The sequence below is a fragment of the Streptomyces sp. 6N223 genome (assembly GCF_052246635.1).
Lineage (GTDB): Bacteria > Actinomycetota > Actinomycetes > Streptomycetales > Streptomycetaceae > Streptomyces.
The window spans coordinates 59,598-80,540 of record NZ_JBQQCA010000028.1 but is presented as its reverse complement, the minus strand read 5'-3'; the positions used below and the strand labels follow the sequence as shown (position 1 = coordinate 80,540).

Sequence of the window (20,943 nt, the reverse complement as noted above, 5' to 3'; positions counted from 1 at the left end):
GGAGATCCACCATGACACTCGACACGCCGGAGAAGACCCCGGCGGCCCCGACGGGCCAGGCGCCAGCGCCCCAGGACGACGCGGCGGCCCACGGGCTGAACGTCGTCGCCCGCTCCCAGGGGCGCCTCGTCCTGCGCCGGTTCGTACGCCACCGGGGGGCCCTCGCGGGCATGGCGCTCTTCCTCCTGGTGGTGGCGCTGGCCGTCACCTCCATCGGCTGGGGGCCCATACCCGGCTGGTGGGACAAGGAGCCCACCGGCACCGGCACCGTCGTCGTCGGCGGCCGGCCCACGCTCTCGGTGGTGCCCGGCTTCCTCGGCGGCGGCGGAATCCACCTGGGTGAACACCCCTTCGGCCAGGACGACATCGGGCGGGACTACTTCGCCCTCACCATGCGCGGCACCCAGGTCTCGCTGATGATCGCCGTCATCGTGGGCCTGACCGCCACCGTCGTCGGAACCGTCGTCGGCGCCACCGCCGGCTACTTCGGCGGCTGGGCCGGGGCGGTGCTGATGCGGATCACCGACGTCAACATCGCCATCCCCGTGCTGCTGCTGGCCGGCCTGATCGGCGTGATCGTCGCCGGGAAGGGCATCGTCCTCTTCGCCCTCTTCCTGGGGCTCGCCGTCTGGACGCAGATCGCCCGCCTGGTGCGCGGCCAGGTGCTGTCGCTGCGGGAGAAGGAGTTCGTGGAGGCCGCCCGCTCGGTCGGCACCCCGGCGCGGCGGATCATCTTCAAGCACATCCTGCCCAACACCATGGGCGTCATCATCGTCGCGGCGACGCTGTCGATCGCCAGCGCGGTGCTCCTGGAGTCCGCGCTGTCCTTCGTGGACCTCGGCGTGCAGCCGCCGGACACCTCGCTGGGCCGGCTGATCAACGACTACCGCAACGCGCTGACCGTCCGGCCCTGGCTGTTCTACTGGCCCGGCGCCTTCATCATCGCCATCGCCCTGTCGGTCAACTTCATCGGCGACGGGCTGCGCGACGCCTTCGATCCCCGACAGACCCGGGTGCGTGACTGATGACGATCCCCCAGACCCCCCACACGACCACGCTCGCCACCACGGTGACCAAGGCCGCGGAGGAGGTGCACGCCGCCAGGACCCTCGCGGACTCCCAGCCGCCCACGGACGAGGAGGTCCTGGCCGTCGACCGCCTCACCGTCACCTTCCCCACCGACGACGGCGAGGTGAAGGCCGTGCGCGGCGTCAGCTACACGCTGCGCGCCCGCGAGGTCCTCGGCATCGTCGGCGAGTCGGGCTCCGGCAAGTCGGTCTCCTCCATGGCCATCATGGGCCTGCTGCCGAAGAACGCCCGCATCAACGGCAGCATCCGCTACCGGGGCCAGGAGTTGCTGAGCCTGAGGCCCAGGGAGCAGCGCTCGCTGCGCGGCCGCAAGATCGCGATGATCTTCCAGGACCCGATGACCTCGCTCAACCCGGTCCGCACCATCGGCGACCAGCTCGCCGAGGCGGTGCTCGCCCACCACCTCGTGCCGCGCAAGAAGGCACTGGTACGGGCCAGGGAGATGCTCGACCTCGTCGGCATCCCGCAGGCCGAACGCCGGCTGCGGGCGTACCCGCACGAGTTCTCCGGCGGCATGCGGCAGCGCGTGATGATCGCCATGGCCATCATCAACGACCCGGACGTCATCATCGCCGACGAGCCGACGACCGCCCTGGACGTCACCGTGCAGGCGCAGATCCTGGAGAAGCTGCTCGAGGTCAAGGACGAGGTGAACGCCGCGATCCTGATGATCACGCACGACCTGGGCGTGATCGCGGGCATGGCCCACCGGACGCTGGTGATGTACGCCGGCAAGCCGGTGGAGATCGCCGAGACCGACCGCGTCTTCTACCGGCCGCGCATGCCGTACACGGCGGGGCTGCTGGGCTCCATCCCGTCGCTGGACGGCGAGCGCGACGAACGCCTGCGCCCGATCGCGGGCGCCCCGCCGTCCCTGATCGCGCTGCCGCCCGGCTGCCCGTTCTCGCCGCGCTGCCCACTCGCGACGGACGTCTGCCGCGAGCGCGAGCCGGAGCTGGTGAGCGCCGTCGGCGCCGCCGACGACAGCGACGACGGCGACGACGGCGACGACGGCGACGACGCCGAGGGAAACGCGGGCGGCGGCCACGCGGCCGCCTGCCACCACAGCGACAGGCTCGCCGAGGCCGAGGACCCGACGGCGTTCTTCCGGCTGGCGGAGGAGGCGGAGGCGGCGCTGGTGGCGGCGGAAGCCGCGGAAGCCGACGGCCCGCCGGCCGGGGACGCCGACGCGGCTACCGCCGACGCGGCTCCCGCCGAAGGCGGCGACCACGGCGACCGTGACAGCGAGGAGGGCCGATGAACGCGGACGTGGACGACGCCAAGGACGTGACGCTGGCCAAGTCGCCGCAGAGCGCCGCCGCGGAGGCGGCGGGCGACGAGCTGCTCCAGGTCCGCGACCTGGTGGTGAACTTCCCGGTGCGCGGCGGCGGCCTCTTCCGCCGCGTCGCCGGACAGGTGCAGGCCGTCAGCGGGGTCTCGTTCAGCGTCAGCGCGGGCGAGACCCTCGGCGTGGTCGGCGAGTCCGGCTGCGGCAAGTCGACCACCGGGCGGGCCGTGCTCCAGCTCATCAAGCCCACCTCCGGCTCGGTCCGCTTCGACGGCGAGGAGATCACCGGCCTGGGCGGGGCGCGGCTGCGCTCGGTGCAGCGCAAGACGGGCATGGTCTTCCAGGACCCCTACGCCTCCCTCAACCCGCGGCTGCCGGTGAACGACATCGTCGCCGAGCCGCTGAAGGTACATCACCGCTGGCGCGACGGCGGCAAGGCGCGCGTCGCGGAGCTGCTGGAGCTGGTCGGCCTGAGCCCGGAGCACGGCAACCGCTACCCGCACGAGTTCTCCGGCGGCCAGCGGCAGCGCATCGGCATCGCCCGCGCCCTGGCGCTGGAGCCGAAGCTGCTCGTGCTGGACGAGCCGGTCTCGGCGTTGGATGTATCCGTGCAGGCGGGCGTGGTCAATCTGCTGGAGGACCTGCGGGACCGGCTGGGTGTGGCGTACGTCTTCATCGCCCACGACCTGTCGGTGGTCCGGCACATATCCGACCGCATAGCCGTGATGTATCTCGGCAAGGTAGTGGAGACCGGCACCCGGCAGCAGGTGTACGAGCGCCCGGCCCACCCGTACACGCAGGCGCTGCTGTCGGCCGCCCCGCTGGCCGACCCCAAGCGGGAACGCCGCCGGCGGCGCACGGTGCTCACCGGGGACGTGCCGAGCCCGCTGAACCCGCCCAGCGGCTGCCGCTTCAGGACCCGCTGCTGGAAGGCGCAGGAGATCTGTGCCACCGAGGAGCCCGCGCTGGTGGACCGGGGCTCGGGTCACCCGGTCGCCTGCCACTTCGCCGAAGAGGGCTCCGGGGTGGCCTGACTGGGTGTGAATCCTGCGCCGCCCGGCAGCACCGGCCGCTGCCCCGGCCCCGACCCTCACGGAGTCGGCGCCGGGGCAGTGGCCTGCTGGCGGTGCGGCGTTGGCGTTGGCGTGGCGTTGGCGGTACGCGGTCACGCCGCGAGTTCCGTGACGGCGCGGGCGGCGAGGCGGCGCAGGCGGCGTTCGCCGTCCCAGTCGGTGCCCAGACGGTTGCAGGCGAGGTGGGCGCAGGAGTTGAAGACGCGCTCGGCCCCCTCGATCGGGACGGCATTGAGCGAGGCGGCCCAGCGCCCCAGCACGTCGCCCGGCGTCCGGCCGGAGGTGACGGACTCGGCCGTCGCCCACACCTGCGCGGCCGCCGTACGCAGCGCCCGCCGCCACAGCTCGGGCCCGGGCTCCGGCTCGGGCTCCCGCTCCGGTGGCTCGCCCCGTACGAAGGGCTGCCGCGCGAGGCGCGCGAGGTCGGGCTCGACGAGGAACCAGGACGTCAGGATCAGGGAGAACGCCACCATGTCCCGCTCCTCGGGCGGCAGTCCGGCGGATATCAGCCGCAGCGCGGTGCGGCTGCACAGCGCGTAGTGGTCCTCGACGGCGCCCTGCGGATGCGGGCGGTGGGGCACGAACGTCAGGGCGTTCGCCGCGCCGCCGACGCCGGCGGCGGCGGTCATCCGGTCCGGGCCCGGCGGCGGCTGCCCCTTGACGCCGGCCACGGGTCGCGGCGCCGCCGCGACCGCGAAGAAGCGGCGGCACCGCGCCCGCACCAGCCGGCGTATCTCCTCGGCTCTCCCCCCCGACGCCCCCGATCCCCCCGTCGCTCGGAGGCCGAGCCGCAGATGCGCCAGGCCGCGCTGGAAGACGTAGGAGTCCACCAGGCGCTCGGCGGCCAACTCGCCCAGCAGCGGCCGGACGAGCCCGGTCAGCAGGACGTCCTGCGGTCCGGTGTGGGAGATGTGGGCGCTCACCCACGTCCGCTCGTGCATGACCCCAGCATGCGGCGACCGCCTTGTCCGCCGCCTTGGCCGGAACCTTGACGGGATCTGACACGGTGGAGCGCATGGCTGACTTGGCGGGTGTGGGGCTGCTGGGGCCGGTGGAGCTGCGAGGACCCGACGGCAGGAGCAGGGACGCGGGGCCGCCGCAGCAGCGGTGCCTGCTGGCGGTGCTGGCGATGGCGCCGGGGCGGCCGGTGGCGGCCGAGACGCTGCTGGACCGGCTGTGGGACCAGGACCCGCCGGGGAACGCCCGGGACGCGCTGTACACGTACGTCTCCCGGCTGCGGCGGGTGCTGCGGCGCGCTGCCGGCGGGTACGTGCTGGACCTCGCCGCCGAGGAGGTTGACGTGCACCGCTCCCGCGCCCTGGCGCGGCGGGCGCGGGCCGAGGGCGGGGAGAGGCCGGGGCCGCCTCCGCCAGTAACGCCCGGCCGCTGCTGGCCGAGCTGGTCGGAAGAAACCTCCTCACCGAGCACGCTCCCGGCCGCTTCAGCCTCCACGACCTGCTGCGCCAGTACGCCACCGAGCTCGCCCACGACCTGAACCCGGAGCCGGAGCGACGCGAGGCCCTCTCCCGGCTCCTCGACCACTACCTGCACTCGATCCACGCCGCGACCGTGACGATGGGGATCGGGCGCGTCTTCGTGACGGATCCCGGGCCGATGCTGCCCACGACCACGCCCGCGCCATGGCGTGGTGCGCCGCAGAGTGCCGGACGCTCGTCGCGACGGTGGAGTTCGCGGTGGGGTCCGGTGGCGGCTTCGACGACCTGGCCACCCGCCTGGGGCGGCGGCTGTCGTACCACCTGGACCGGGTGCGTTGCCGCGTGCTGGCGGCCGGCATCCTCACCAGCCTCGGCGACGCCTACCAGGGCGCCGACGACACGGCCGCCGCCCGCGACGCCTGGCAACGTGCGCTGCGGCACTACGAGGAGCTGGGGCACCCGGAGGAGGCGGAGCTCCGCGCCCGGCTCACCCGGTAGAAGCTACGCCTCCTTGGCGATGCCGAGCTGCTCGGTGATCCACTTCTCGAACTCGATCGAGGCGTTCACCCAGCTCACCATCGAGGAGATGAAGTGGTCGAGCACGACGCCGTGGCCGATCAGCATCTGCACCTCGCCGATCAGGCGGACCGTGCCCTCGTCGGTGGTGTGGGTGTAGACCTTGGGCCACAGGGTACGGCGGTTCCAGTCGTCGAGGTTCTCCAGCAGGCGCGGCTTGTCGTCGAGCGTGTACTTGCGGTCGTAGAAGCTGCGCACGGACATGATCCGCTGCTGCTTCTCGCCACGGAACATGAAGTAGACCCGGAACTCCTTCCAGCGGGCGACCACGTCGCCCTGCCGGTCGTCCTGGTACTTCAGCTGCATGCGTTCCAGGACCTGCTCGACCAGCGCCTTGTCGGGCGCGGCCACCCGCACGGGCCGCGTCTGCTGCTGGCCCTGCTGGCTCTCCTGGCCCTGCTGGCCCTTGCCTGCCTGCTCTGCCTTGCCTGCCTGCTCTGCCTGCTCCGGCTGCTGGGGCTGCTCGGGCTTCTTGGGAGCACCCCCGAAGTTCGGAATCGCTGACGGATCCATGGACATGGGGCGTTGTCCCTTCGTACGGCTACGGTGGCGGCTCGGCCTTCCATCCTCCCCCATCACCGCCCCCGTCTGGCAACCACCCGGTATCGCGGTATAACCGTACGACGGGCGCTAGAGGGGGTGTGGGGGATGGCTGCACAGGTGCGCTTACTGGGGCCGGTCGAGGTGCGGGGGGAGGGCGGGCTTCCCGCGACGCTGGGGCCGCCGCAGCAGCGGTGTGTGCTGGCGTCGCTGGCGCTGGAGCCCGGCCGCCCGGTGGCGGCGGAGACGCTGATCGACCGGCTGTGGCGGGAGGCGCCGCCGGAGAACGCCCGGCAGGTGCTGTACACCTACGTCTCGCGGCTGCGGCGGCGGCTGCGCGAGGCCGACGCCCCCGGGGTGGCGCGCCGGGACGGCGGCTACGTGCTGCGGGTCGCCCCCGAGGCGGTGGACGTGCACCGCTCGCGCGCGCTGGCGCGGCGGGCACGCGAGGAGCCGGACCCGGCGCGGGCGGTGGGCCTGCTGCGGGAGGCGGCGGCGCTGTGGCGGGGTACGCCGCTGGCGGGCCTGCGGGGCGAGTGGGCCGAGGGGGTGCGGACGGCGCTGACGCAGGAGTCGGTGACGCTGCTGACCCAGCGGTTCGAGGCCGAGCTGGCCTCGGGGCGCCACGGCGCGGTGCTGAGCGAGCTGGCGTCGGCCGCGGCGGCGCACCCGCTGGCGGAGCCGCTGGCCGGGCTGCTGATGCTGGCGCTGTACCGCGCCGGGCGGCAGGCGGACGCCCTGGCGGCGTACGCACGCGCCCGGCACGACCTGGTCACCGAACTGGGCGAGGACCCGGGCCCGGTCCTGTCCCGCCTCCACGCGCAGATCCTGCGCCGCGACCCCGCCCTGGGCGCACCGGGCGCCTTCGCCGCCGCCGACGCTGGCGCGGCGAGGCCGGGCCCGGGCGCCAGCCCGGAAACCACGCCGCTCACGGCCCCACCACCGGACACGCCCGGCACCCGCGACCCCAACGCTGCTCCACCAGCAGCCCCACCACCGGCCACGGCGACCACCCCTCCCGGCACACCGGGCGCCCCTGACGCCAACGCCAGCGCGGCCGCGCCCCCGCCGCCGGGTGCCACGCCCGGCACGTCACCCGGCTCCGGCGCGGGCATGGCCCCCGGCACCGGGCCCGGCACCGGGCCGCCGCCCGGCGCGCCCCCTGGTGCCGCTGCCGGGCCGGGGCCGGACGGGGTGGCCGTGAGGCGGCCCGTGGTGCGGCCGGCGCAGCTGCCTGCCGACGTGCGCGGGTTCACCGGACGGGAGGCGAGCCTGAGGCGGCTGGACGCCGGCCTGGACGCGGGTGGCGGCGCGCTGGTCACGACGATCGTCGGGACGGCCGGGGTGGGCAAGACCGCGCTGGCCGTGCACTGGGCCCACCGGGTCGCCCACCGCTTCCCCGACGGCCAGCTCTACGTCAACCTGCGCGGCTTCGACGAGTCCGGGACGGTCGTGGCCCCGGATCAGGCGCTGCGCGACGTCCTCGCGGCGTTCGGCGTCCCCGCCGAGCAGCTGCCGTCCGGCACGGACGCCCTGGCGGGGATGTTCCGCAGCGTGCTGGCGGGCCGCCGGGTGCTGATGGTGCTCGACAACGCCCGCGATGCCGCGCAGGTGCGGCCGCTGCTGCCCGGCGCCCCCGGCTGCCTGGCCCTCGTCACCAGCCGCAACCAGCTCCCCGGCCTGGTCGCCGCGACCGGCGCCACCCAGCACGCCCTCGACCTGTTCACCCGGCACGAGGCGCGGCAGATGCTCGCGAGCCGACTCGGCCCGGCCCGCCTCGCGGGCCGGGAGGCGGAGGACGCCGTCGCCGAGATCCTCGAGCGCTGCGCCCGGCTGCCGCTGGCGCTGGCGATCGTCGCCGCCCGCGTCGCCGCCCGCCCCGACTTCCCGCTGGCCACCATCGTCGCCCAGCTCCGCGAGGCGGGCGGCGGCGGCCTGGGCAACCTCGCCCTCGGCGAGGAGGCGGACGTGGCGACCGACATCCGCGCGGTGTTCTCCTGGTCCTACCGCACCCTCGGCCCCGAGGCGGCGCGCCTCTTCCGCCTCCTCGGGCTGCACCCGGGCCCCGACCTGGCGGTGGGCGCGGCAGCGAGCCTGGCCGGGCTGTCGACGGGCCGTGCCCGGCCGCTGCTGGCCGCGCTGGTGAGCAGGAATCTGCTGACCGAGTACGCGCCGGGCCGGTTCACGCTCCACGACCTGCTGCGCCACTACGCCTGCGAGCTGGCCCGCGACCAGGATCCCGAGGAGGGGCGGCACGCGGCGTTCTCCCGTCTCCTGGACTACTGCGTGCACTCCGCCCACGCCGCCAACGCCGCGCTCGGGATACGGCGCGTCTCGCTGGGCGACGCCGGCCCGTCGCGGCCCGCGACGACGCCCGAGCGCTTCGACGGCACCGCGGACGCCTTGGAGTGGTTCGCCGCTGAGCATCCCGCGCTGATCGCCGCGGTCGAGTTCGCGGCGCGGACCGGCGGCTTCGACGACCAGGCGATCCGGCTGGGGCGCATGGTGTCGGCGTTCCTGCTTCAGCAGTGCCACTGGCACGAGCACGTGGAGCTTCAGCACACCCTCATGCCCGCCGCGCAACGGCTGGACGACACCGCCGAGCTGGGCCGTCTCTTCCTGGAGCTGGGCCTGGCGCACACGAATCTCCGCCTCTTCCGGCGCGCCCGGGAGTACCTGGACCGGGCCCTGGGGCTGTTCCGCGAACGCGACGACGTCAGGGGGCAGGCCGGTGTCTACACCGCCCTGTGCCGCCTCAGCTCCTCCCAGCGCGACTACGCCGAGGCGATGCGCTGCGCCCAGCGGAGCCTGGAGCTCCACCGCGCACTCGGGGCCGAGAGCGGGGCGGGACGCATGCTGAGCAACATCGCCTGGTACCACGTCAAGCTGGGCGCACCCGAGCAGGCGCTGGTCAGCGGTGGCGAGGCGCTCGCCATTCTGGAGAAGACCGGCGACCGGTACGGCGCGGCCTACGCCTGGGGCGCCCTGGGCGACGCGCACGCGGCACTCGGCGAGCACGCCGAGGCGATCGCGTGCCTGCGCCGGTCGCTCGACGGACTGCACACCCCCGAGCCGCTCGATCCGCCGACGGTGGCCGACACGCTCACGAGCCTGGGCGACATCCACCAATCCGTGGGCGACGAGGCCGCCGCCCACGACGCCTGGCGGCGTGCCCTGCCGATCTACGAGGAGCTGGCCCGCCCCGAGGCGGAGGAGATTCGCGCGCGCCTGGGCGAGGGCGTTGAGGGGCGTTGACCGGCCGTGACCGGTCACGGCCGGTCACGGCCAGGGCTTACGCGCTCTCCTCCCGCACGGCCTCGATCGCGAGCCCGCCGTCCAGCGCCGCGTCGATGCGGACGGTCTGGCCCTCGCGCACCTCGCCGGAGAGGATCTTGCGGGCCAGCGGGTCGCCGATCGAGGTCTGCACCAGCCGCCGCAGCGGGCGGGCGCCGTACGCCGGATCGTTGCCCTCGTCGGCCAGCCAGCCCAGCGCCAGCGGCGTGACGTCGAGCGTGAGCCGGCGGTCGGCGAGCCGCCGCTGGAGGGCGTCGATCTGGAGCCGCGCGATCCGGCTCAGCTCCTCGCCGCCGAGCGCCTGGAAGATGACGGTGTCGTCCAGCCGGTTCAGGAACTCGGGGCGGAACGCCGCCCGCACCGCCGCGAGCACCTCCTCGCGGCGTTGGTCCGGCTTGGCCAACGGGTCGATCAGGTGCTGGCTGCCGAGGTTGGAGGTCAGGACCAGGATGGTGTTGCGGAAGTCCACCGTCCGGCCCTGGCCGTCGGTCAGGCGGCCGTCGTCGAGGACCTGGAGCAGGATGTCGAAGACCTCGTGGTGGGCCTTCTCCACCTCGTCCAGCAGCACCACGGTGTAGGGGCGGCGGCGCACGGCCTCGGTGAGCTGGCCGCCCTCCTCGTACCCGACGTACCCGGGGGGCGCGCCGACGAGGCGGGCCACCGAGTGCTTCTCGCTGTACTCGCTCATGTCGATGCGGACCATGGCCCGCTCGTCGTCGAAGAGGAAGTCCGCGAGGGCCTTGGCCAGCTCGGTCTTGCCGACGCCGGTGGGGCCCAGGAAGAGGAAGGAGCCGGTGGGCCGGTCGGGGTCGGCGACGCCCGCGCGGGCGCGGCGTACCGCGTCGGAGACGGCGCGGACCGCCTCGGACTGGCCGATGAGGCGGCGGCCGATGGCCTCCTCCATGCGCAGCAGCTTCTCGGTCTCGCCCTCCAGCAGCCGCCCGGCCGGGATGCCGGTCCAGGAGGAGACGACGTCGGCGATGTCGTCGGGGCCGACCTCCTCCTTGACCATGGTCTGGGCGTGGCCGGAGGCCTGCTCCTCGGCGGCGGAGGCGTCGGCCAGCTCGCGCTCCAGCGCCGGGATCTCGCCGTACAGCAGCTTGGAGGCGGTCTCGAAGTCGCCGTCGCGCTGGGCGCGCTCGGCCAGGCCCCGGGTCTCGTCGAGGCGTTCCTTCAGCTCGCCGACGCGGTTGAGGCCCTGCTTCTCCTTCTCCCAGCGGGCGGTGAGGCCGCGCAGCTCCTCCTCGCGGTCGGCCAGCTCGCGGCGCAGCCGGGCCAGCCGCTCCTGGGAGCCGACGTCGGACTCGTTGGCGAGGGCCAGCTCCTCCATCTTCAGGCGGTCGACGGCGCGCTGGAGCTCGTCGATCTCGACGGGGGAGGAGTCGATCTCCATGCGGAGGCGGGAGGCGGCCTCGTCGACCAGGTCGATGGCCTTGTCGGGCAGGAAGCGTGAGGTGATGTACCGGTCGGAGAGGGCGGCGGCGGCGACGAGGGCGCCGTCGGCGATCTGCACCTTGTGGTGGGCCTCGTACCGGCCCTTCAGGCCGCGAAGGATGGCGATGGAGTCCTCGACGGTGGGCTCGGCGACGAGGACCTGCTGGAAGCGGCGTTCCAGGGCGGCGTCCTTCTCGATCCGCTCGCGGTACTCGTCGAGGGTGGTGGCGCCGACCATGCGCAGCTCGCCGCGGGCCAGCATGGGCTTGAGCATGTTGCCCGCGTCCATGGCGGAGTCGCCGCCCGCGCCGGCGCCGACGACGGTGTGCAGCTCGTCGATGAAGGTGATGATGCGGCCGTCGCTCTGCTTGATCTCGCTGAGCACGGCCTTCAGCCGCTCCTCGAACTCGCCCCGGTACTTCGCGCCGGCGACCATGGCGCCGAGGTCGAGGGCGACGAGGCGCTTGTTCTTCAGCGACTCGGGGACGTCGCCCTTGACGATGCGCTGGGCCAGGCCCTCGACGACGGCGGTCTTGCCGACGCCGGGCTCGCCGATGAGGACGGGGTTGTTCTTGGTGCGGCGGGAGAGGACCTGCACGACGCGGCGGATCTCGTGGTCCCGGCCGATGACGGGGTCGAGCCGCCCCTCGCGGGCGGCGGCGGTGAAGTCGGTGCCGAACTTCTCCAGCGCCTTGTAGGTGCCCTCGGGGTCGGGGGACGTCACGCGCTGGCCGCCCCGGGCCTGCTGGAAGGCGTTGAGCAGCCGCTTGTCGCCGGCGCCCTGCTTGGTGAGGACCGCGCCGGCCTCGCCGCCCTTGGCGGCCAGGCCGATCAGCAGGTGCTCGGTGGAGACGTACTGGTCGCCGAGGTCGGCGGCGCGCCGCGAGGCGTCGGCGAACACGGCCAGCAGCTCGCGGTTCGGCTGCGGCCGGGGCACGGAGGCGCCCTGCACGCTGGGCAGCCCGGCGAGCTGGCGCTCGGCGGCGGCGCGGATGGCCGCCTGGTCGGCGTCGACGGCGGCGAGGAGGTCCTGGATGTTCTCGTTCTCCCGCCCTTCGAGGAGGGCGAGCAGCAGGTGCGCCGGGGTGATGTCCGGATGCCCGTCGCGCAGCGCGCGGTCGTTGGCCGCGCCGATCGCTTCCCGGCTCCTGTTGGTCAGCTCGGCGTTCACGTCAGCGGTACTCCTCCGTGTCCCAGGGGTGGCAGACTCGAGTCTGCCACAGGCAACGTGCGATAAGTTGAGTCTATTCCACTCAAGGGCAAGCAAGCGCCGGTGCTCTTGTCATCTAACGCGATCGGGCGCGGGATGGCGCGGATGGGGGGTGGCGGGCGTCCTACGCCCCGCCCGCCTCCTCGAAGAGGGCCTTCGCCGACTCGGGATACGGCCGGCCGATGACGTGGCCCTCGCCGCTGCCGACGGACATCACCGCGAGGAGGGTGCCGGACTGGCTGCGCTCGTCGTACTCCGCCAGCCACGGGCCGCCGCTCGACCCGGCCGTCATGTCGCAGTCCTCCAGCAGCAGCCCGCCGACGTTCGGCTCCTCGGCCTCGCCCTCCGCCAGGACCTGCGTCTCCCCCGCGCAGTAGTGCAGCGACTCGCCGTCGTAGGGGTCGACCGCCGGATAGCCGAGGACCTCGACCTCGCCGCCCTCCTGGACCGGCTCGAAGGCGAGGCGGTTGGCGCCGTGCTCCTGCTGGATGGTCCTGCCGCCCCTGGTCTCCACCGTCAGGAAGGCGTAGTCGTGCGGCAGGATCGAGGTCATCTCCTGCGTCATGTCCCACCCGTCGGGCGTGTGGAACGCCGCCACCCGCCAGCCCTCGCGCTGGTACGTCTCGCGGTCGTGGTCGTAGCCGGGCACGAACCACGCCTCCTCGGGGGGCTCGGGGGTGTCCGGGGTGCTGACGCAGTGCGCGGCGGTGGCGATCACGCTGCCGTTCGGGGCGTCCACGATCGCGCCTGAGCACATGCCGAGCTGGCCGTTGCCCATGTCCCACAGGATCTTGCCGACGGTGCTCACCGCGCCGTCCTCCCACAGCTCCGCCGCGGCCGCGGGCGGGGCGGCGGGGCCGAGGGCCACCGCGAGCGCGGCGGCGAGGACGGCCGCGCAGGGGAGCGGCCGAGGCGGACGCGGGAACCTCGGCGGGAACCTCATGGGCGTCATGCGCTAACCGTCGGCTCGGCGCCGCGCGCAGTCCAGCGGCGTTCACCCGATCGGGTGGAACGGCAAAGATCGGGCAAAGCCCGGCCCGTTCCCAGCGGTCTATACAAGTGCCGGGGTGCAGGCGGCCCGAGGCGAGACGCCGAAAGGGCGTCACGCGCGCGTCCGCGCCGCCACCGACGGGCAACGTCGGCGTATCCCTGGCGCATTGACGGCGTCATCCGTCAACACCATGCTCATGCCCACCCCATGGCGATCTCGGGAGGCCCCAGGTGCGAGGAACGACACGCGCGAGCCACACCCGCAGGACAGTGCTGCGCACGGCCACGGCGGGCGCCGCCGCCGCGGCCGCCGGCACACCGCTGCTGCTGACGGCGGGTGAGGCATCGGCGTCAGCGGCGTCGGCGTCGGCGTCGGCGGCCCCCGACTCGGAGGCGACGTCGCTTCAGGCGGCGTTCGCCGACGCCGCCGAGCGGTTCGCGGTCCCGCTGAGCGTGCTGCTCGGCGTCTCCTACCTGGTCTCCCGCTGGGACGGGCACGGCGGCGCGCCCAGCGTCTCCGGCGGGTATGGGCCGATGCACCTGACGGACGCCCACACCGCCCTGACCCGGGCCGCCGAGGCCGCGGCGTACGCCGCCACCCTCCCCCAGGCCCTGAAGGGCCTGGGAGGTGCCCCCATAGCCTCCGGCGCCGAGGACCCGCGCGGCGACACCTCCCGGCCGCTGCCCCGGCGTTCGCCCCGGGCCGTCCCGGAGCGCTCCGAGCTTCCCCCCTCGCTCCAGACCCTCGACCGGGCCGCCGAGCTCACCGGCCTGGACCCCGAGGAGCTGCGGACCTCCGGCGCGGCCAACATCCAGGGCGGCGCCGCGCTGCTGGCCGACGCGCAGCGGGCCCTCGGCCAGCCGCTGAGCGCGGACCCGGCCGCGTGGTACGGCGCGGTCGCGGCGTACGCGGGGGCGCGGACCCGGCGCGCCGCCGAGGTGTTCGCCGACGACGTCTACGCCGTGATCAACGCCGGCGAGGAGCGCACCACCGCCGAGGGCGAGCGCGTCGCGCTCGAACCGCTCGCCGTGACCCCGCGCACCGCGACCGCCGACGCCCTCGGCCTGCCGCGCGCCGCCCGCGACCCCGAGGTCGAGGCGCCGGACTCGGTCTCCTGCGAATGGCTCCCGGCGCCCTACGAGGACCTCGGCGACGGGGACTACGGCAACCACGACACGGCCAACCGCCCCGACTCCCAGTCGATCGACTACATCGTCATCCACGACACCGAGGCCACCTGGGAGACGACGCTCGACCTCGTCCAGGACCCGACGTACGTCTCCTGGCACTACAGCCTGCGCTCCTCCGACGGCCACATCGCGCAGCACCTCCGCACCAAGGACGTGGGCTGGCACGCGGGCAACTGGTATGTCAACGCCAAGTCGATCGGCCTGGAGCACGAGGGCTTCCTCATCGAGCCGGACGCCTGGTACACGGAGGCGATGTACCGCACCTCCTCCCGCCTGGTGCGGTACCTGTGCCGCCGCTTCGACATCCCGCTCGACCGGCACCACATCGTCGGCCACGACCAGGTGCAGGGCCCGGTCACCTCCAACATCCCCGGCATGCACACCGACCCCGGCCCGTACTGGGACTGGGCGCACTACTTCGAGCTGCTGGGCGCCCCCTTCGAGCCGACGGCGGGGCGGCGGGCCAGGATCGTCACCATCGCCCCGGAGTACGACACGAACACCCCGCCGTTCATCAACTGCGGCGCCACGGGCAACGACTGCGCGCCCCACGGCTCCTCGGCCGTGCGCCTCCACACCGCCCCCTCGCACGACGCGCCGCTGGTGCGCGACATCGGCACCCGCCCGGACTCCGACGGGGAGGCCACGACAGGGGTCAACGACGTGAGCGCCCGCGCCTCCACGGGGACGCAGTTCGCCGTGGCGGACCGGGAGGGGGACTGGATCGCGATCTGGTTCCTCGGGCAGAAGGCGTGGTTCCACAGCCCGGACTCCGCGCCGACCGCCGTCGGTTCCACGGGCCGCGTCGTGACGGGCAAGGCGGGCGCGTCCACCATCCCGGTGTACGGCCGCGCCTACCCCGAGGCCGGGGCGTACCCGTCGGACATCCCGGCCCAGACGGTCTCCCCGCTGGTGTACGAGATCCCCGCCGACCAGGAGTACGTGCTGGGCCTGCGCACCCCCAGCGAGTACTACCGGGCCGTCACCTATGACCCGGACGCGGAGCTGGGGCGCGTGGTGCGGGGCGAGGAGTACTACCAGATACAGCTCGGGCACCGCATAGGCTTCGTCCGCGCCGCCGACGTGGAGGTGCGCCGGGTCTAGGGCCGGTCCTAGGCCGCCGGGCCGACGCCGACCGGGCCGGAGCTCACGCGCAGCTCCGCGAGCCGCGCCTCGGCGCGGGCCCGCAGCTCCCGCGGGGCGTCGCCCTCGGCCCCGGCCGACAGCGCCAGCTCGAACGCCCGCCGCGCCTCGGTGGCGCGCCCCGCGGAGAGCCAGTGCCAGGCCATGGCCAGCGCCAGCCGCAGCGCCGTCTCGGCCTCCCCGGCAGCCGCCGCGCGTTCGATCGCGGCGCGCGCGTTGCCGGACTCGGCGGCCAGGCGGCCCGGCTCGGTCTCCTCGGCCAGGGCCAGGAAGTGGGCCGCGTGCCGCCGCCGCGCCCCGGTCAGCTCGTCCTCGCCCGCCTGCCGCAGCCGCTCGCCGGCGTAGGCGGCCACCGACTCCAGCAGCCGGTAGCGCGGCGGATCGCCGGAGGCCACGACGAGGGAGCGGTCCACCAGCCGACCCAGCAGGTCCAGCACGTCGCCCGGCGGAACGCCCTCGCCGCACACCGCCTCGGCCGCCGCGAGATCGCCGCCCTCGACCAGCACCGTCAGGCGGCGCAGCACGGCCCGATCCGCCTCGCTCAGCAGCTCCCAGCTCCAGTCGATCACCGCCCGCAGCGTCCGCTGCCGCGCGGGCGCGTCCCGGGGCCCGCCGGTGAGCAGCCCGAAGCGGTCCCGCTCGGCGAGCCGCCGGGCCAGCTCGCGCACGCCCAGCACCCGCACCCGCCGGGCGGCCAGCTCCAGCGCGAGCGGGATGCCGTCCAGGCGGCGGCAGATCGCCGCGACCGCGGGGGCCGTGGCGTCGGTCAGCGCGAACCCGGGTGAGGCGGCGGCGGCCCGTGCCGCGAAGAGCCGCACCGCGTCGGGCTCCGCCAGCGGCTCGACCGCCCACAGCCGCTCGCCGCGCAGGCCCAGCGGCTCCTTGCTGGTGGCGAGGATCCGCAGCCCGGGCACGGCCCGCAGCAGCGCCTCGGCCAGGATGGCGACCGGCTCGGCCAGCGCCTCGCAGTTGTCCAGGACCAGCAGCAGCCGCCGGTCGCGCAACGCCGCCGCCAGGCGTTCGATCGGGCCCGAGGCGCTGCCGCCGTCGCCCGGAACCCCCAGGACCGCCGCCCCCTCGGCGGCCAGTTCCTCCGCCGAGCAGAAGACACCCGGCCCGTGGCCCGGCGGGGCCAGCTCGACCAGCCAGCGGCCGTCCGGGAACGCCTCCTCCTGCCGGTGCGCGGCCTCGATCGCCAGCCGCGTCTTGCCGACCCCGCCCGGCCCGGTCAGCGTCACCAGCCGCTCGCTCGCCAGCAGGGCGCCCACCCGCGCCACCTCCGTCCCGCGCCCGACCAGCTCGCTCACCGGCGCCGGCAGGTTCCCGGCCGCGCGCCGCGCCGCCTGCTCCGGCCGCGGCGGCGGCCGCAGCTCCGGCGCCTGCCGCAGGATCTCGGCGTGCACGGCGGCCAGTTCCGGCCCCGGGTCCGCGCCGAGCTGCTCCGCGAGCCGGCGGCGCAGCCGCTCGTAGCTGGCCAGCGCCTCGCCGGTGCGCCCCGCCTGGTACAACGCCCGCAGCTGCGCGGCCCGCAGCCGCTCCCGCAGCGGGTGACGGGCCACCAGCTCGCCCAGCTCCGCGACCACCGCCCCGTACTCGCCGAGCTCCAGCCGGGCCTCGGCCCACTCCTCCAGCGCCAGCAGCCGCCGCTCCTCAAACCGGGCGATGGCCCCCCGCGTGAACGCCTCGTCGGCGAAGTCGGCGAACGCCGGCCCCCGCCACAGCGCCAGCGCCTCGGTCAGCAGCGCGGCCCGCTCCACCGGGTCGGCCGCCCGGCGGGCCCGCGCGGTCAACGCCTCGAACCGGCCCGCGTCCACCGCCTCCGCCGGCACCCGAAGCAGATACCCGGGCGGGCGATGCACCACCAGCTCCCGGCCCCGGCCGGGCCCGAGCGCCCGACGCAGCCGCGAGACCCGCGTCTGCACCGCGCCCGCGCGGTTCGGCGGCGCGGCATCGCCCCACAGGTCCTCCAGCAGCCGGTCGGCCGAGACCACCCGCCCCGGATCCACCAGCAGATCGGCGAGCAGAGCACGCACCTTGACCTCGGGCACCTCAACGGCCTGCCCGTCATCCGTCCACACCGCCAGCGGGCCGAGGACCCCGAATCGCATGACCAAACGGTAACCCGGCGTCCCGCGCAAGCGGACCGGCGGCGGACCGGCGGCGTAACGCCAGGGGACCGCAAGCCGCGCCCGGCAGCGTTGCCTCGACCGATCACGACGAAACGAACGGAGCGACTCCATGGGCAGGTTCGAGGGCCGGACGGCCGTGGTCACCGGCGGCACCCACGGCATGGGGCTGGCGATCGTCAAGGCGCTGCTGCGCGAGGGCGCCGAGGTGCTCCTCACCGGCCGCAACGAGCGCGCCATCGAGGACGCCCGCACCGCGACCGCCTCCGCGTCCCAGGCGGCGCACGTGGTGCGTTCCGACGCCGCAAGCATGGCCGACATCGACGCGCTCGGGCGGCTCGCCGAGCAGCGGCTCGGCCGCGTCGACCACCTCTTCGTCAACCACGGCATCGCCGAGATCCAGCCCCTCGCCGAGGTCACCGAGGAGGCCTGGGACCGGCACTTCGCCATCAACGCCAAGGGGGCGTTCTTCACCACGCGCCGCCTGGAGCCGCTGCTGAAGGACGGCGGCTCGATCCTCTTCACCACCGTCGCCAACGACGCGATCTTCCCGGGAATGTCCGTCTACTCCGGCTCCAAGGAGGCGGTCCGCGCCGTCGCCCAGGTGCTGGCCGCCGAGCTGCTCCCCCGCCGGATCCGCGTCAACTGCCTTGCCCCCGGCTTCATCCGGACCCCCACCATGGGCGTGGCCAGGATGAGCGAGGAGGAGCGGAAGGCGTTCATCGAGCTGGGCGACGCCGCGACGCCGCTGAAGCGGAACGGCACGGTCGAGGAGATCGCCGCCGCGGCCCTCTTCCTCGCCGGGGACGCGACGTTCACCACCGGCGCCGAGTTCCCGGTGGACGGCGGCTTCGCGCAGGGCATCCCGGGGTGAACTCGGGGTGAGGCTGGGCCGCGTGACGGGCCTGCCGCTAGGCTGCCGCCGATGTCGATGCCGCTGCCCCCACGTCACCTTCTCTTCACCTCGGCCGCCGCCGCGGCGCTGCTGGCCACGCTCATGCTGGTGGTGGCGTTCCGGGGCGGCGACCCCTTCGGCGTGGACACCGCCCTGCACGACTGGGCGGTGCGGCAGCGCACCCCCGACCGCAACGACGTGTGGGAGGCGATCACCCACACCGGCGACGACCTCGTGCCCGCGCTGCTGGCGGCCCTGGCGGGCGTGCTGTACGTGCGCGGCGGACGCCGGTGGTGGCTGGCCGCGCTCGTGGCGAGCGCCGGCCTGCTGACCGGCCAGCTCATCCGCTACGGCGTGGTCTCGGCGCTGGGCCGCCCCCGCCCGCCCCGCGAGGACATGGTGCTGATCTCCACCGGGCCGGGCATGCCGTCCGGCCACACCACCACCTCCGCGATGGTCGCCATCGGCCTGGCCGCCGCCCTGCTGCCGTACTGCCACCGCACCGCCACCCGGGCGCTGGCCGTCGCGCTCCCCGCCGCGTGGGCCGTGGCGGTCGGCGCGAGCCGCGTCTACCTCGGCAGCCACTGGCCCACCGACGTCCTCGCCGGCTGGCTCTACGCCACCGCCATCACGTGCGTGGGCCTGCCGCTGCTGGCCCTGGCACTGCGGGAGATCCAGCCGCGCCCCGACCCGGTCTCGACGGACAGCCCGGGCTAGCCAGGGCTGCTAACCCCCGCTCCGCCGCCGCGCCGCCCCGCCGCCCAGCGGCGCCCCCGAGTCACCCGGGGGCGCCACCGCCGAAGCCCCTGGAGGTGACCTAGAGGTGCGGAAGCTCGGCGGCGAGGTCGTCCAGGCCCAGGGAGCCGAGCGAGATCGCCGCCATGTGCCAGGACTTCATGTCGAACGCCTCGCCGCGCCGCAGCGCCGACTCCCGCGCCGCCTCGCGGCCCGCCAGCCAGGCCCGCTCGCCCAGCTTGTAGCTGATGGCCTGCCCGGGGATGCCCAGGTAGCGCACCAGCTCCGAGCGGGAGTACTCGGCGTCGTGCCCGGTGTGGGCCATGAAGAAGTCGAGCGCGAGCTCCGGCGTCCACACCTCGCCCGGGTGGAAGCTCTCGCCCTCCGGGATGCGCAGGCCGACGTGCATGCCGATGTCGATGATGACCCGCACCGCCCGCAGCATCTGCGCCGAGAGGCAGCCCAGGCGCCGGGCCGGGTCGGTGAGGTACCCGAGCTCGTCCATGAGGCGTTCGGCGTACAGGGCCCAGCCCTCCACCGAGGCGCTGACCGAGCCGAGGGACGCCTGGTACTGCGACAGCTGGTCCTTGATGTGCACCCAGTGGGCGAGCTGGAGATGGTGCCCGGGCGCGCCCTCGTGGTACCAGGTGGAGACCAGGTGCCAGACGGGGAAGCGCGTGGCGCCCATCGTCGGCAGCCAGGTGCGGCCGGGGCGGGAGAAGTCCAGCGAGGGTGAGGTGTAGTACGGCGCGGCGGCGCTGCCGGGCGGGGCGATCAGCGTCTCGACGCGGCGGATGGGCGGGGCGATGTCGAAGTGCCGGCCGCTGAGGGTGTCGATGGCCTCGTCCGTCAGGTCCTGGAGCCAGCCGCGGATCGCGTCCTCGCCCTCCAGGGCCTCGCCCTCGGTCTCCAGATGGCGCATTGCCGCCAGCGGCGACTCGCCGGGCAGGATCGCGTCGGCCACCTGCCGCATCTCGTCCAGCAGCCGGTGGTACTCCTCCCACCCGTAGGCGTACGCGTCCGCCAGGTCGAGGTCGGCGCCGGTCCACTGGCGGGCGCCCCGCAGGTACCGCTCGCGGCCCACGCCGTCGGGGGTCGCGGAGACGGTGGGGGAGGGCAGGTAACGGGTGCGGAGGTAGGTGCGCAGCTCCTCCAGGGAGGCGGTGGCGCCGGCGGCGGCGGCGTCGAGCTCGGCCCGCTGCGCCTCGGGACCGGCGGCGACGAAGGCGCGATACCAGTCGGCCGCCAGCCAGGCGTCGAGCTGTCCGCCGACGGTCTCGACCTGGCGGGGCGCGGCGGCCAGGCCGCGCGCCAGGCCCGCGTCGAGAGAGGTCACGTAGCCCTGGACGGCCTGAGGCACCCTGCGCAGGCGGCGGCCGATGACGCCCCAGTCGTCGTCGGTCGCGGCCGGCATCATCAGGAAGACGGACCGCAGGCGGTGCACGGGGGAGAAGAGGTTGCTGACCTCGCGCATGTGCTCGCCGGCGTCGTGCTGCGCGAGGGCGGCGCCGAGCCGCTCCCGCAGGAGGCGCGCGGCGCGGCGTTCCGGCACGGGGAGCGCGCCCTGGCCGCCGGCCGCCGCCTCGGCGGCGTCGAGCCGGGCGAGGGTTGCTCGCTGCGCGTCGGCGATCGCCTCGTAGCCGTCGGGGGACAGGTCGGGAACCGCGTCCGAGCCGGGGCGGTTGCCGAGGTAGGTGGCGGTGATGGGATCGAGGTCGGAGAGCGTCTCGACGTAGGAGTCCGCGATCCGGCGTGGGGTGTCGGCACCGGGACCGCTGCCGGGGCTGGTGACAGGATCGGTGTACTGCATCGTGACATCCTCGTACGAAGGACCGGGCGACGGAAGCGCCACCCAGCGTCGCAGGGAAGTCACGCAGGTCGTCGCAGGGAAGTACGAAGGCAGGGAACGGGGCAGCGTCACGG

General features: G+C 74.7%; 14 protein-coding genes and 1 pseudogene. 9 read left to right on the top strand and 6 right to left on the bottom strand.

What is annotated here, in order from left to right:
• Positions 1-11 precede the first annotated feature (11 nt).
• Genes ACTWQH_RS18665 through ACTWQH_RS18655 form a run of 3 tightly spaced genes read left to right on the top strand, consistent with a single transcriptional unit; the run spans position 12 to position 3,411 of the window.
• Entirely contained in the window at positions 12-1,025 is a 1,014-nt protein-coding gene (locus tag ACTWQH_RS18665) for an ABC transporter permease (RefSeq protein WP_443287745.1), read from the top strand.
• On the top strand, positions 1,025-2,350 hold the full coding sequence (locus ACTWQH_RS18660) for an ABC transporter ATP-binding protein (RefSeq protein WP_443287744.1): 1,326 nt from the start codon (positions 1,025-1,027) through the stop codon (positions 2,348-2,350). The genes ACTWQH_RS18665 and ACTWQH_RS18660 overlap by 1 nt, the downstream gene beginning before the upstream one ends.
• Positions 2,347-3,411 carry an ABC transporter ATP-binding protein gene (locus ACTWQH_RS18655; protein ID WP_443287743.1) on the top strand — a complete coding sequence of 355 codons (1,065 nt, stop codon included), beginning with the start codon at positions 2,347-2,349 and terminating at the stop codon, positions 3,409-3,411. The genes ACTWQH_RS18660 and ACTWQH_RS18655 overlap by 4 nt, the downstream gene beginning before the upstream one ends.
• A gap of 131 nt (positions 3,412-3,542) precedes the next feature.
• Here ACTWQH_RS18655 and ACTWQH_RS18650 read toward each other — a convergent pair whose 3' ends face one another.
• On the bottom strand, positions 3,543-4,391 hold the full coding sequence (locus ACTWQH_RS18650; protein ID WP_443287742.1) for a lantibiotic dehydratase C-terminal domain-containing protein: 849 nt from the start codon (positions 4,389-4,391) through the stop codon (positions 3,543-3,545).
• 74 nt (positions 4,392-4,465) lie between these two features.
• Between ACTWQH_RS18650 and ACTWQH_RS18645 the strand changes: the two genes are divergently transcribed.
• Positions 4,466-4,945, top strand: a complete 480-nt coding sequence (locus tag ACTWQH_RS18645; RefSeq protein WP_443287741.1) for an AfsR/SARP family transcriptional regulator — start codon at positions 4,466-4,468, stop codon at positions 4,943-4,945.
• A 145-nt stretch (positions 4,946-5,090) separates the two neighbouring features.
• Entirely contained in the window at positions 5,091-5,384 is a 294-nt protein-coding gene (locus tag ACTWQH_RS18640; RefSeq protein WP_443287740.1) for a hypothetical protein, read from the top strand.
• Between the two features lie 3 nt (positions 5,385-5,387).
• On the opposite strand, the gene ACTWQH_RS18635 is transcribed toward ACTWQH_RS18640, so the two are convergent.
• A complete protein-coding gene (locus ACTWQH_RS18635; protein WP_443287739.1) occupies positions 5,388-5,981 on the bottom strand; it encodes a YbjN domain-containing protein in 594 nt (197 codons plus the stop codon).
• 129 nt (positions 5,982-6,110) lie between these two features.
• On the opposite strand from ACTWQH_RS18635, the gene ACTWQH_RS18630 reads away from it, so the two are divergent.
• A complete protein-coding gene (locus ACTWQH_RS18630; protein WP_443287737.1) occupies positions 6,111-9,257 on the top strand; it encodes an AfsR/SARP family transcriptional regulator in 3,147 nt (1,048 codons plus the stop codon).
• 37 nt (positions 9,258-9,294) lie between these two features.
• On the opposite strand, the gene clpB is transcribed toward ACTWQH_RS18630, so the two are convergent.
• Positions 9,295-11,901 (bottom strand): ATP-dependent chaperone ClpB, encoded by a 2,607-nt coding sequence (clpB, locus tag ACTWQH_RS18625; protein ID WP_443287736.1) that lies wholly within the window; start codon positions 11,899-11,901, stop codon positions 9,295-9,297.
• Positions 11,902-12,064: 163 nt separating this feature from the next.
• Positions 12,065-12,892, bottom strand: coding sequence for a trypsin-like serine peptidase (locus ACTWQH_RS18620; RefSeq protein WP_443287735.1), 828 nt, complete (start codon positions 12,890-12,892; stop codon positions 12,065-12,067).
• 269 nt (positions 12,893-13,161) lie between these two features.
• On the opposite strand from ACTWQH_RS18620, the gene ACTWQH_RS18615 reads away from it, so the two are divergent.
• On the top strand, positions 13,162-15,225 hold the full coding sequence (locus ACTWQH_RS18615) for an N-acetylmuramoyl-L-alanine amidase (RefSeq protein ID WP_443287734.1): 2,064 nt from the start codon (positions 13,162-13,164) through the stop codon (positions 15,223-15,225).
• A gap of 113 nt (positions 15,226-15,338) precedes the next feature.
• On the opposite strand, the pseudogene ACTWQH_RS18610 reads toward ACTWQH_RS18615, so the two are convergent.
• Positions 15,339-17,372 (bottom strand): annotated as a pseudogene (locus ACTWQH_RS18610) (BTAD domain-containing putative transcriptional regulator); the annotation flags it as partial.
• A 130-nt stretch (positions 17,373-17,502) separates the two neighbouring features.
• Between ACTWQH_RS18610 and ACTWQH_RS18605 the strand changes: the two are divergent.
• Positions 17,503-18,264, top strand: a complete 762-nt coding sequence (locus ACTWQH_RS18605; protein WP_443287733.1) for an SDR family NAD(P)-dependent oxidoreductase — start codon at positions 17,503-17,505, stop codon at positions 18,262-18,264.
• 51 nt (positions 18,265-18,315) lie between these two features.
• Positions 18,316-19,002, top strand: a complete 687-nt coding sequence (locus tag ACTWQH_RS18600; protein ID WP_443287732.1) for a phosphatase PAP2 family protein — start codon at positions 18,316-18,318, stop codon at positions 19,000-19,002.
• A gap of 100 nt (positions 19,003-19,102) precedes the next feature.
• On the opposite strand, the gene ACTWQH_RS18595 is transcribed toward ACTWQH_RS18600, so the two are convergent.
• Positions 19,103-20,830, bottom strand: coding sequence for a DUF885 domain-containing protein (locus tag ACTWQH_RS18595; RefSeq protein WP_443287731.1), 1,728 nt, complete (start codon positions 20,828-20,830; stop codon positions 19,103-19,105).
• Between the last annotated feature and the right edge of the window lie 113 nt (positions 20,831-20,943).

Excerpts from the sequence above, each read along its gene's own strand:
- ACTWQH_RS18665 (WP_443287745.1), top strand. The coding sequence starts at position 12 with ATGACACTCGACACGCCGGAGAAGACCCCGGCGGCCCCGACGGGCCAG.
- ACTWQH_RS18660 (WP_443287744.1), top strand. The coding sequence starts at position 1,025 with ATGACGATCCCCCAGACCCCCCACACGACCACGCTCGCCACCACGGTG.
- ACTWQH_RS18655 (WP_443287743.1), top strand. The coding sequence starts at position 2,347 with ATGAACGCGGACGTGGACGACGCCAAGGACGTGACGCTGGCCAAGTCG.
- ACTWQH_RS18650 (WP_443287742.1), bottom strand. The coding sequence starts at position 4,391 with ATGCACGAGCGGACGTGGGTGAGCGCCCACATCTCCCACACCGGACCG.
- ACTWQH_RS18645 (WP_443287741.1), top strand. The coding sequence starts at position 4,466 with ATGGCTGACTTGGCGGGTGTGGGGCTGCTGGGGCCGGTGGAGCTGCGA.
- ACTWQH_RS18640 (WP_443287740.1), top strand. The coding sequence starts at position 5,091 with ATGGCGTGGTGCGCCGCAGAGTGCCGGACGCTCGTCGCGACGGTGGAG.
- ACTWQH_RS18635 (WP_443287739.1), bottom strand. The coding sequence starts at position 5,981 with ATGTCCATGGATCCGTCAGCGATTCCGAACTTCGGGGGTGCTCCCAAG.
- ACTWQH_RS18630 (WP_443287737.1), top strand. The coding sequence starts at position 6,111 with ATGGCTGCACAGGTGCGCTTACTGGGGCCGGTCGAGGTGCGGGGGGAG.
- ACTWQH_RS18620 (WP_443287735.1), bottom strand. The coding sequence starts at position 12,892 with ATGACGCCCATGAGGTTCCCGCCGAGGTTCCCGCGTCCGCCTCGGCCG.
- ACTWQH_RS18605 (WP_443287733.1), top strand. The coding sequence starts at position 17,503 with ATGGGCAGGTTCGAGGGCCGGACGGCCGTGGTCACCGGCGGCACCCAC.
- ACTWQH_RS18600 (WP_443287732.1), top strand. The coding sequence starts at position 18,316 with ATGTCGATGCCGCTGCCCCCACGTCACCTTCTCTTCACCTCGGCCGCC.
- ACTWQH_RS18595 (WP_443287731.1), bottom strand. The coding sequence starts at position 20,830 with ATGCAGTACACCGATCCTGTCACCAGCCCCGGCAGCGGTCCCGGTGCC.